This window comes from Laceyella putida (assembly GCF_042665195.1).
Lineage (GTDB): Bacteria > Bacillota > Bacilli > Thermoactinomycetales > Thermoactinomycetaceae > Laceyella > Laceyella putida.
Window position 1 is genome coordinate 20,399 of sequence record NZ_JBHTBW010000016.1, and the last position, 11,670, is coordinate 32,068.

An 11,670-nucleotide genomic window follows, 5' to 3' on the forward strand; every position below is an offset into this window, starting at 1 on the left:
CGGCCAACCTTATTGTAGTCTACAAATGAAATGATGTATCGGTGAATGGCGGGCTTAAAGTCCGCCTATCGATTTCGAGAAAGGGTGAACGGTTGTGGCAGTGGCTCCGGTAAAGAAGCTTTCGGAGAAAAGGCTTTACGTGCCTGAAAAGGAGTTTTCGGCAGAACATAAGGAGCAAGCCCGACGGGAAATTCAAAAGATGCGCAGAAACATCACGAAAGGGAAGCGTTACCGTGGGATCGTACGGACCTTTGCCAAACACGGTTTACTTCACCTCCTGCAGGATCGGCAGACGTTTTTGCTGTTCCGGAAGAGCCGGAACAAAGAAGAGGAAGAACAACTGCGCAAAATCGGCCGTCGGCTGCGGCTCGTCTTTGAAGAACTGGGACCCACGTTCATCAAGTTGGGACAAGTGCTCGTTACCCGTCAGGAGCTGATCCCCGAGCCGATTACGACGGAGCTTGCAGAATTGTTGGATGAAATTCCACCCATGCCTTTTTTGTACATTGCAACTACCATAGATAATGAATTTCCTGAAGGGCTGAAGGTGTTTGAATGGATCGACCCGGAACCCATCGGGTCGGCATCCTTGGCGCAGGTGTACCAGGCCCAGTTAAAAGACGGGCGGAAATGTGCGGTGAAGGTGGTCCGCCCCATTGTCGACAAACTGTTTGAAATGGATATCGCCATCATCAAACAGCTAGTCAAGCGGGTACAAAAGTTGCTCCCCCCCTCTCTCGCGGCTTCTGTTGACTTGTTGGGATTGATCAATGACTATTACAGCAGTTCAACCAATGAGTTGGACATGCGCATCGAGGCAAGAAATATGAATGAGCACCGGGAGATCATGGATGAGTTTGAGACGATCGGTGTGCCCGAAGTGTATATGGTTACGGAACATGTCTTGGTGATGGAGTTTATCGATGGATGGAATCTCAAGGAATTTCCTGTTGATTTTTTGACATTTGAAGAACGGTTCACGCGGATGGTCGACTTGGCCCATTATTATATCAAAACTTTTTCACAAGGTTATTATCACGCCGACCCTCACGGCTCCAACATCATGATCGACCGCCACACGAAAAAAGCGTTCGTGATCGATTGGGGGATGGTGGGGCGGATGGATTCCCTCCATACCGAAGCGATTTTCCGCATGCTTTTGCTCAACCGGCTGAACCAGGGGGAAGACGCTGCGGAAGCGGCTCTCGATATTATCCAGCCGACCCCCTATACCGATCCGGTTCATTTGAAAGACCAGTTGCGATCGATGTTCATCCACTATGTCAACAGCGAACAGGCAAGCAAGTACAACTGGGGCAACCTGATCATCCAGATCATCACCATTGGGATGAAGAACTACTGTCGGATTCCCAACGGACTGGCGCTTTGGGCAAAAGGGTTTACAGCGGCGGAAGGGACGGCCCGGTGGCTGTGCCCGGAGATCAGCTACCACACGGTAGTGGAGTCGGCAGACGTGCAGATTTTACGACGATGGCTTTCCCGACGGTTCAACTTCCGTGCGAATGCCAGTTTTATTGCAGAAGCGGCCAAATTGGTCGGAACTCTTCCAAGAAGAATGAACAAAATATTGGAAAAATTCGCATGGAACGACTTGAAGCTGATCGTGGAAAACCGCGTCAATGACCATTTGGTTCACAAGGTAAACCAAATGGTCAACCGGGTGACCTTGGCCGTAATGGCCAGCGGGTTGTTCGTGGGGTCCTCCATCTTACTCTCTTTTGGAACGGAAGAATTGAAAGCGATTCCATCCCTTCGTTGGCTGGCTTCGGGGATGCTTTGGGGAGCATCTGCCGTCAGCGCTTACGTCATATGGCGGGTCATTCGCTCCAAAAGAGCTTGATCAATGAATGATTCCAAAGTAAGGAGGAAATGGCCTTGAGGTACCGAGGAAAAAGGTTCTGGTCGAGTATGGTCGTCGCCCTGTGTTTGGTGTTTGCGTTGGTGATGGGGATTTGGACCGGCGGTGTGGCGCTTGCCGTCCCCATTGGGGGAATCGGAGGGTTTGTCATCGAGGCGGATGAGATCCAAATCAGTAACTTCAATCTGTTGCCGAAGATCGGCGAAACCAGCGAGCGGGCGGCGTATCCCCAGGGAAGCGTACAGTTGGACGGGGTGATCAAGAACCTTAAGCTGTACAAAGAACTCGATGTTCCTGGCAAAGAAAAAGTGCGGGTGCTTATCACTGCATCCAAAGATGTGAAAGCTTCGGGAATGGTTCTCGATTTGAGCAAGCTGCAAGCGGACGCGTCTTTCAACAAACTGAAAATCGCAGAGAAATATAGCAACGATTGGCAGGGGAAATTCGGATTGTCGGCACCCCGCCTCGTGCTGGAAAAACCGTTCATTCAAGGGCATTACTTGTTTGCCAACAGCATCTCACTTCCGGGGCTTTCCTTGCAATTGGAAATTTTGGCCCGGTAAAGGAGTGTCAACATGCGAGAGACAACTGTGGAAAAAAGGCCTTTGAGTGATTCGGAGTTCAGTTTGCGGACAGACCGCCGTGTTGACGAAAAAAAGCGCCCAAAACTGGGCCTTACGCTGGTTTGCCTGTCAGGGTTGGCTATTTTATGGATTCCCGTCAATCTGTATTGGATGGCCTTTGTGCCGGGAAGCTTTGTCTTTGCCGGAATTCTGTTCGGCGTGCTCGTGCTCAGCTGCGGGGTGATAGGTTGGCTGATGCCTCAATATGTTCGGCTTCTCGGGGCGTTCGCGATGATACTGTCGATCATGTCCATGATTGGAGCCTTAGGAGGGCTGATTATCGGCACCTTGTTGGGGATTGTGGGCGGGGCCCTGTGCATCGCTTGGGGACCCGCTTCCCCGTCCCGCGAGAATAATGGGCAAAAGGAACATTTTGGATCAGGGGGGATTCGGTCAACCGAACGGGATGCTGCCGCCACGTGGAAGCAGTGGTTTAAGTAAAAAGACGGGGGATGAAGGGGGGGAAGCTTATTGCACTCTTCTTGTTGCGGGATCGTCGGGAAGGCACTGGCCCTTTGGGTGGGTTTGTCCGTTTGTTTAGTTTTCATTGGTGACAAAATGGTTTCGGCCCAAACTTGGTCACCGGATGAAGGACGATCGGCCGTCGGGATCATCCAAAAACAGGAGGATGTGTTGCCATTCTTCAAGAAAAAGGACGAAAAGGTTTCTTCGAAGAATGAGGAACCGAAGGCTGCGTTGAGCCGAACGGATCCAGAGGAAGGGATCGTGATCCGTGCCGAGCACATCGAAGCTCAAGGGTTGATCCCTTCACTGACGACCACGGAGAATGGCCGGTTGGCTGTTCGGCTTTTTGCAAAGAAGGCCCAAATATACGATATGGCATTGATTGTCGGAAAAAAGAGTACCCCATTCGGGCGATGGGGCATGGATATTCATGACGCGGGCCCCGTATTGATTCAAGGCTTGGTCGTTGACGCGACCGCTTTGGGATTCAACATAAAAGGGCCTCCTTTAGAGCTCGACAAGCCGCTTCCCGCTTTTGTACTTTATGATGTCTATCTGAAGGTGGAACGGATGGAGGCTGACCGTGTCGGAATGCCGCAGGTGGATCTGCAAACGAAGCGAGATGTCAGCTTGTCTTCGGACGGCCCTGTGATTGATATGGGCCGGTTGCCCAAGGCGAAAGGGTTAAAAGCTCTGACGGACACCGTCAACGATCTGCTGGCTAGTTTGTCAGGCAACGGTTCAACGGAAGATCCTCCCGGGACCCGACCGGACGATCCGGCGAATCAACCGCCGTTGCCTGAAGAAGATCCTCCCCGACCGCCGAAAAAGCCTCCTGTGCCCGGACCTGATCCCGATCCGCCGTTGAATCCGCCGAACAATTTGCCGAAACCGCCTTCCTTGCCTCCGAGTGATGTCGGAGACGTGGTCGATAAGGGATCGGTGGTGAAAAAGGTGGTTGTGAAGCTGAAAGACGGGCTGCATAATGTCCTGACCGTCCTCCAGTTTGTTCAGCAGGCCGAAAAGTACGATCATACAGAGATCACGATCCAAAAGGGGAACCAAAAGGCAGACGCGAAAAATCTGTCGGAGGTTCTCAGCATAAATCTCATTCCCGGAACGGAGATTATCTTGATTGCTGAAGGAAAAGAGGCAAAGCAGGCCGTGGAAGCCTTGGCCGATTTTATTAGCAAAAGTGATTAAATTTCACATCCACGTTCGGTACGCTTTTGTCTGATGCGAGGTTTCCTATTCGCTAGATAAGTTATGTATACACAGTTGAAATCGAACATTGAGAATCCAATCGAAATTTTTATAGAGGACGGGAGATGAAAACGGCATGTCGGAAAGAAAAATGACAATGGAAGAACGGATTGAAGCTTTTTACCAACAGAGCGGCGGACCTCACAATAGTGAGATACCCAAACTTCTTGAAAAACATTTGCTGTACGGTAAAGACCATGGTATGGCCGGATATAAAGAAACCTTTGAAGATGCGGTCATCGATACACTGGTAATGGATCCGAGCTTGCTTCTCCTTTTCGAACGGGTTCAGCGATGGAGAATTAACCGTCAAGAAAATCATGGAAGCTTATCTCGGTTAGAGGAAAGAATAAAAAAATTAGAAGAAGAAGTATATAAATTAAGAGAGGAAATTCTATCTCGCGTGTAAGCGATGAAAATAGCGGGAATTACAATACACAAGAGGGTATAACCGGCCGAGATAAGTAACAGGACACGGACCTATAAGGGGCCCCGACGTCAAAGCGCGGGTGGCGCTGGCTAACCCAAACGATCCTGGAACCTTTATGTTAACGGTTCCGGGATCGTTTGCAGAAATTTTAATCAAAGGAAGCTCCTGAAAACATTGATAGAGAGAAGGGTTGAAATTATGCATCACAAACTACCTCCCCACATCGCTGATCAGTTGGTTTTACCTGTCATTGCGGCCCCGATGTTTCTTGTCTCTAGTCCGGAAATGGTTATCGAAGGCTGTAAAGCGGGGATTATCGGTTCATTTCCGTTGTTGAATGCGCGTTCGGTCAATATTTTGGATGACTGGATGAAACGCATTGTCGAAGAGCTAGAGAGGATACGGGAGAATAATCCAAATCACCGCATTGCCCCTTGGGCGGTGAATTTGGTCGTACACCGTACAAATAAACGTTTTGAGACCGATTTAGATCTTATCAAAAAATACCAACCGCCGATTGTGATTACATCGCTCGGAGATCCCACACCAGTGGTCAACATCGTGCATGAGTACGACGGACTTATATTTTCGGATGTTAGCACACTGGTTCACGCGAAGAAAGCGGCCCGCACCGGAGTCGACGGGTTGGTTCTTGTATGTTCCGGGGCAGGGGGGCATGCCGGAACGCTTAACCCATTAGCTTTTGTCGGAGAAGTTCGGGAGTTTTGGGACGGAATTACGATCCTGGCCGGATGTCTATCCAGTGGGCGGGATATTCTCGCTACCGAAGCTCTAGGGGTGGATTTGGCTTATATGGGAACGCGTTTTATCCCTGCTTCCGAGAGCTTTGCGAGTGAAGAATACAAAAACATGCTGATAGAATCAACGCTCGATGATTTGATTTATACGGATGCTTTCAGCGGAGTGAATGCCAATTTCCTCAAGCCTAGTATTCGAAGAAACGGTCTTGACCCGGACCGCCTTCAGAAGAAAGAAGCCGTCGATTTCTCCCATTTGAACGAGGCCGATTCAAAAGCATGGAGGGATATTTGGTCCGCAGGACAAGGCGTAGGCCAGATCAAGCGGGTACAAACGGTTGCTGAAATCGTGGCAGATCTCCGGCGAGAGTACGACGAAGCCCTCCGAAATCTAGGTCATGGCATTTCTTGAGTATTTCTGATTCAATGGGAGGCATTCTCATCCCGATACAAAAATCAATCTTTTTTTCAAACTAGATTGCAAGGGGCTTATTCTGTGACGCCTACAACTTATTAAGTCTTTCGGTTCCGTATTGTCAAAAGATCAAGATGGACCAGTTCAATTTTCTGTTTTTCTAAAAAAGAGCTAGCTTGCTATTTGCTTCATGGCATAGATATTGAATGAGTTGGTCTGAAATAAAATGTTTCCTACGAATAATTAAGCGTAGGTGACTGAAAATAAACAGTAGGCTGTACCGATTCCGAATTTATCTCAGGTACCTCCTGGATCTTAGGAATGCATTTGCTCTGTGATCGTACCACATTACGTACCACTATCGGTGATTAAACGATCGATATACGCCAAGTATCGACCAGCATGGCTCTGATTCGCCCTCGTTCACATCTTGCCAATCTAGTTACCCCACCACTTGCACCGCCGATATATACCTCTATAGGTCTTCCTGGGGGAGTTATGCCATCAATCATTGCTCTAACGACTTGACCAGCAAGGGAGTTTGCTATAGGGTCATTTATATACCCTCCTGGATAACCTGGTCTACGATCACCTTGTCTACGATCGTCTGGTCTACGTTGCTGAGTGTCATATTCGTAATCGAAATATGGTTCATAAGGTAAATACGCATCATACATTCGGATCACCTCAAGGTATTAAATTTACACCTTTTGTTTATGCGTGACTAAGGCGATATGCTCTGGTTGAATGTCTAAAGGAGCGCCCCCTTTTTGGCGACAACGTAACCCGAACGAACCCCACTAATTCATGGATCTATCTATGTAACTGATGAATTTGTAAAAGTATATTGCGAACACGGGCTAACGGGCTTGATTTTTAAAGAAGTTTGGAGTAACGAAGAATAGCAAAATGATTGACATCCCCATGGAATCTTGTAAGATCTAGATGCTTCACGAATTCCAAAAAAAAGGGGATGTTTTAAATATGCGAGCAGTTGATGTAGCAAAATTGATTCGGAAAGAGTTGAAAGAACGTTTCCTTATAGTATGGGTGCAAGTATTAACGTACGATGGACTAACTTTCCACCAGAAAAAGACGTTGATCAGGTATTGGATAAATATGAGCAGGTAAGAAGGGATGATAACGGAGATATTTTGAACGGAGAAATTTATGCATATCATGTTCAATTGAGTGGACTGATGAAATTGAGGATGAGCAAACTTTTCTTTTGTTAACCCATGGTATAGACGAGCCTTTTTAATCTTCTGTCCCAAGGTAACCAGAACGACGACGGCAATCTCATGGGAAATGGAAAAAGGCCGCCGCCCAACCGGGGATAGCCGCCTTTTTCCATCATGATGATTTATTCGTTTACACCCACCGTCGTATACGCGTCTTTCACGGATTGGACCTCTGAAGAAGAGGCGCCGTACAGGTCGGTTGCCGCCTGTACCGCCGCTTGGCGCATCATGGCGAAGTCGGAGGTGGAGGTGAGGTACTTGGTCAGCGCTTGATAATAAATCTTGGCCGTTTTGTCGCGCCCGATGCCCACCACGCTTACGCCGTCCTCGGAGCCGCCGTCGGCCAGCAGGTAAGCCGCTTTGTTGTTGATGCCGCTGTTGGTGTGAACGCCTCCGTTGTCATCCGGTGTTTTGACATAATCTTTATAGTTGTCCGGTTGGCCGTATTTCTTCGGATCGGACATGGAGCGGAGCGTTTTGCCCAAGTCTTCTCCCATGTCCCAATCATCCGCGTCGACCATTGCCCCGAAGATGTCGGAGAGGGATTCGTTTAACGCGCCCGACTCATCCTGGTATTGCAAGTTGGCGGTGGACTCGGTTACGGCATGGGTCAATTCATGGCCAATCACATCGAGTGCCGTGGAAAAGGGAACCTTGAATTCGGTGCCGTCCCCATCGCCATACACCATTTGCTTGCCGTCCCACGCCGCGTTATCCCAGCCGGTGCCCACATGCACGGACGAAATGATCTTGGCGCCGTTCCCATTATAGCTGTTGCGGCCATGCACACTTTTATAATAATCATATACCTTTTCCGCATTGGCGTGGGCGTCCACTGCCGCCGGATTGCTGAATGTGGTTGAGTCACTGGAAACGAGCGTTCCCGGCAGCTTGTCTTCCGTATGTTGGGCGTCGTAGGTGGAGATCCCGCCGCCGCGCGTGCCGTCAACCAAGTCATACCCTTTGTCGGATTGCGTCACTTCAAACTCTTTTTTATCACCGAGCGAGCCGGTGCCATTCCCGGTGATATGCTCCACCGCGTTGAATTTATTGATGATGCGGCCGGTGGTGGCGTCAACGAAATAGTGCCAATACCCCGGCTCCGGCTGGAGGACGGACGCTTTCACCAGATAAGCCAAATAAAACTTGCCGCCATGGGGATAGATGTACAAGGTTGCCTCGGGCTTGCCGTCAAACCCTTTGTGCCCCAAATCGGCTTGCACGGTTTGCACTGCTTGCCGCTTGGAGAGTTTGGCTTTGGTGGGAATTGTTTTTTGTTCCAGATGCGGAATCACCTGGCCGAAAAACGAGGTGACATTGCCCTGTTTGTCCAAGTGAACCGATTGGTCGGCGGAATAGACCGGAATTCCGTGAACCGTTTCTTGCAAGCGGTAGTGCACCGTGCCCGTCTTGCTGTCCTTTTCTTTGTTTGTGATTTTGAAACGGGAGGTGGCGTTCCCTTCAAATTGGAACACTCCCCGTTTGGCGTTCAAATACGCCCACACCACCTCGCCCGCTTGCGTTTTGGGCTTGGCCCATTTTTCCACAATCACTTTTGGCGTATGGTACGACTGATTGTACTTGATGATGTCCACATTTTTCGCTTCAACCGGGAAACCGCCCAGAAACCCGGAGGTGCCAAGGGCGACGGACAAGATGACTCCGGCAGGCAACCAATTTCTTTTCATAAGAAACCCTCCATGATGTTATGACTTTTGGCTCTGTTTCGAATAGTTGATCTTTATGTTTTTATTAAGATCATGTAAAGAATAAATGAAATTATTTTCTGAAGTTTTACGAATTCTTTTCGAGAATGTTAAATAAGAGAATGTTTTCAAAACTTTGTCATTTAATAACATTATAAAGGATTGTTTCTTTTGCAGGAAAAGAGAGCTGGTTGCCGACTTTTTTGGTTGGAAGAAGTGGGGAGGTGTCCAAGCTTGTTCACGAGATGCCATCTATGTACGCTTTTTTTAAAAAACGATGGATGGAACTCTGGGGTTCAGCCTTAAAAAACAAGGAAAATTATTAGCGTTTAAGGCGTGTCTGGTAATTAGTCAAATCCGGTAAAAGCAGAGCGATTTTTGAAAACTTGTTTCGCGGAAGTTATATGTAAATGATCAGTGGATAAAAATGTGTTCATTGTTGCAAACAAGAGATCATGACGCCTTGGACAAGTCAGAAGGTCAGTTAATTATGGGGCTCTCGAAGGCACGTCTAGAGTACGTAGGGGAAGAAAGAGAGGTGAAAGATGGTGAGTAATAAGCATCCAAATTCTTCAACACGCTCAATCTAAAACAGAAAAAGCAGTAAAGAGAGTTGAAGATACACTAAAACAATTAAACAACTTGTATGTCCAATTTTACGAAAAGCTTTAAACAGTCTACTGTAACATGTTTTTTTATTTTGACAATAATATAAGCATATGATTATATATTAATGAGGTGATGAATGTGCTGGATTGGGAGCTATTAGCGGAGTATCATAAGGCACTCGGAGATAAAACTCGATTGCGAATCCTCTCCTTGCTCAAAGCAGAAGATATGTGTGTATGTGAATTGGTAGAAATCCTCAAAATGACTCAACCGGCCGTTTCCCAACATATGCGAAAGCTAAAAAATGCAAAGCTTGTGAAGGAGCGCCGACAGGGACAATGGGTATTCTACTCCCTTGATGGTTCCATGTTTCCATTCTTCCAAGAGTTTCTCAAAACACTTCCAGATACCTCTAAGGAAATTGAAGAACTGAAAGCAAATGGATTGAAGGTTGAATGTGATTAGAATCGAAGGGGAGTCGTTCATGTCATTGATGTCAGTTTTAGCGTTTATCGTTTTTTTGATTACATTAATTTTCGTGATCTGGCAACCCAAAGGCCTGTCCATCGGTTGGTCCGCGTCAGGTGGCGCCATTCTGGCGCTACTGTTTGGGGTTGTCAGCCTTCAAGATGTATGGACTGTCACCGGCATCGTGTGGAATGCGACGCTTGCGTTTGTGGCCATCATCCTGATTTCCCTGATCATGGATGAGATCGGCTTTTTCGAATGGGCCGCTCTTCATATGGCGCGTCTGGCGAATGGGAATGGTCGCAAGATGTTTGTTTATGTTGTTCTCTTGGGTGCAGCGGTAGCCGCGTTCTTTGCCAACGACGGAGCTGCACTCATTCTCACGCCGATTGTGTTGGCCATGGTACGTGCACTCAAATTTGAAGACAAAATGGTTTTTGCCTTCGTCATGGCCAGTGGATTTATTGCAGACACCACTTCTCTTCCTTTGGTTGTAAGCAACTTAGTCAATATCGTTTCTGCGGATTATTTTAACATTGGCTTTGTGGAATATGCCACAAGGATGATTGTGCCCAACTTGTTCTCTTTAGGTGCTAGCTTATTGGTCCTGTTCTTATATTTTCGCAAAAGCATTCCGCAAGCATATGACTTGAGCCAATTAAAACTGCCGCGCGAAGCGATTAAAGATCCGATGTTGTTCCGTTTATCCTGGTGGATCTTAGCGGTGCTGTTGGCGGGATATTTGTTCAGTGAGCGTTTAGGGATACCAGTATCTCTCGTTGCGGGTCTAACTGCTATCACTTTCATTGTGGCCGCCTGCCGTAGGCCGGCGATTGAAACATGGAAAGTAGTGAAAGGAGCACCTTGGGCTGTTGTGATCTTTTCGATCGGCATGTATGTCGTGGTTTATGGCTTAAGGAATGCCGGATTGACGGACGCATTGGGCCAAGTAATTACTTGGACCACCAAACATGGTCTATACGTAGCAACGGTAGGTACCGGCTTTATTGCTGCCATTCTCTCTTCCATTATGAACAACATGCCAACGGTCATGATTGATGCCTTGGCGATTAAAGCCACACAAGCCACCGGAATCATGCATGAAGCTCTCGTTTACGCAAACGTGATCGGGTCGGATTTGGGGCCCAAGATTACACCGATCGGTTCCTTGGCCACGTTGCTTTGGCTTCATGTTTTATCTCAAAAGAATGTGAGAATCGGTTGGGGTACCTACTTCAAAATGGGTATCATCCTCACGATTCCAACTTTATTGATTACATTAACGGGACTTACCCTCTGGTTATCCATCATTCACTAAAGGAGTGTTCACCATGTCTGACAAGAAAATCATCTACTTCCTCTGCACAGGTAATTCTTGCCGTAGCCAAATAGCAGAAGGGTTTGGGAAGAAATACTTAGGCGATCGGTTTGATGTATACAGCGCAGGGATTGAGGCACACGGATTAAACCCGAAAGCAGTCAAAGTTATGGTGGAAAAAGGTGTCTACATTTCCAAGCAAACGTCCGATATCATTGATTCGGAATTGCTGAATAAAGCAGACTACGTTATCACTCTCTGCGGCGATGCCAACGATAAATGCCCGATGACACCTCCTCACGTTCATCGTGATCATTGGGGATTTGAAGATCCGGCAAAGGCACAAGGAACCGAAGAAGAAGTATGGGAAGCGTTCCGCCGCGTAAGAGACCAGATTGAAGCTCGAATTATCCAGTTTGCTAAAGAAAGGAAAGTAGAGTAGGGAACTGAAACTTTTGGCGACCTTTCGGGTCGCCTTACTCATTTCAACTCCCC

At 47.8% G+C, this 11,670-nt stretch carries 10 protein-coding genes; 9 read left to right on the plus strand and 1 reads right to left on the minus strand.

The window, feature by feature from the left end; genetic code table 11:
• Window positions 1-94: 94 nt before the first annotated feature.
• The 6 genes from ACFQNG_RS06000 (at window position 95) to ACFQNG_RS06025 (ending at window position 5,830) form a co-directional block, all read left to right on the plus strand.
• Window positions 95-1,861 carry an ABC1 kinase family protein gene (locus ACFQNG_RS06000; protein WP_379863984.1) on the plus strand — a complete coding sequence of 589 codons (1,767 nt, stop codon included), beginning with the start codon at window positions 95-97 and terminating at the stop codon, window positions 1,859-1,861.
• 35 nt (window positions 1,862-1,896) lie between these two features.
• Complete coding sequence (locus ACFQNG_RS06005; protein WP_379863985.1) at window positions 1,897-2,442, plus strand: DUF6230 family protein; 546 nt, start codon at window positions 1,897-1,899, stop codon at window positions 2,440-2,442.
• A 12-nt stretch (window positions 2,443-2,454) separates the two neighbouring features.
• Window positions 2,455-2,943 (plus strand): DUF6114 domain-containing protein, encoded by a 489-nt coding sequence (locus ACFQNG_RS06010; protein WP_379863986.1) that lies wholly within the window; start codon window positions 2,455-2,457, stop codon window positions 2,941-2,943.
• Between the two features lie 30 nt (window positions 2,944-2,973).
• Window positions 2,974-4,170 carry an HPr family phosphocarrier protein gene (locus tag ACFQNG_RS06015; RefSeq protein WP_379863987.1) on the plus strand — a complete coding sequence of 399 codons (1,197 nt, stop codon included), beginning with the start codon at window positions 2,974-2,976 and terminating at the stop codon, window positions 4,168-4,170.
• 136 nt (window positions 4,171-4,306) lie between these two features.
• The gene (locus ACFQNG_RS06020; protein WP_379863988.1) at window positions 4,307-4,639 is read left to right on the plus strand and encodes a hypothetical protein; all 333 of its coding nucleotides are present in this window, start codon (window positions 4,307-4,309) and stop codon (window positions 4,637-4,639) included.
• Window positions 4,640-4,858: 219 nt separating this feature from the next.
• The gene (locus ACFQNG_RS06025) at window positions 4,859-5,830 is read left to right on the plus strand and encodes an NAD(P)H-dependent flavin oxidoreductase (RefSeq protein ID WP_379863989.1); all 972 of its coding nucleotides are present in this window, start codon (window positions 4,859-4,861) and stop codon (window positions 5,828-5,830) included.
• Between the two features lie 1,366 nt (window positions 5,831-7,196).
• On the opposite strand, the gene ACFQNG_RS06030 is transcribed toward ACFQNG_RS06025, so the two are convergent.
• The gene (locus ACFQNG_RS06030) at window positions 7,197-8,762 is read right to left on the minus strand and encodes a M4 family metallopeptidase (RefSeq protein ID WP_379863990.1); all 1,566 of its coding nucleotides are present in this window, start codon (window positions 8,760-8,762) and stop codon (window positions 7,197-7,199) included.
• 759 nt (window positions 8,763-9,521) lie between these two features.
• On the opposite strand from ACFQNG_RS06030, the gene ACFQNG_RS06035 reads away from it, so the two are divergent.
• From ACFQNG_RS06035 to arsC, 3 genes are read left to right on the plus strand one after another with little or no spacing between them, the layout of a single operon-like run.
• Window positions 9,522-9,854, plus strand: coding sequence for an ArsR/SmtB family transcription factor (locus ACFQNG_RS06035; protein ID WP_379863991.1), 333 nt, complete (start codon window positions 9,522-9,524; stop codon window positions 9,852-9,854).
• A gap of 28 nt (window positions 9,855-9,882) precedes the next feature.
• Window positions 9,883-11,175, plus strand: coding sequence for an arsenic transporter (locus tag ACFQNG_RS06040; RefSeq protein ID WP_379863993.1), 1,293 nt, complete (start codon window positions 9,883-9,885; stop codon window positions 11,173-11,175).
• Between the two features lie 13 nt (window positions 11,176-11,188).
• Entirely contained in the window at window positions 11,189-11,617 is a 429-nt protein-coding gene (arsC, locus tag ACFQNG_RS06045) for an arsenate reductase (thioredoxin) (RefSeq protein WP_379863992.1), read from the plus strand.
• Window positions 11,618-11,670: the final 53 nt, after the last annotated feature.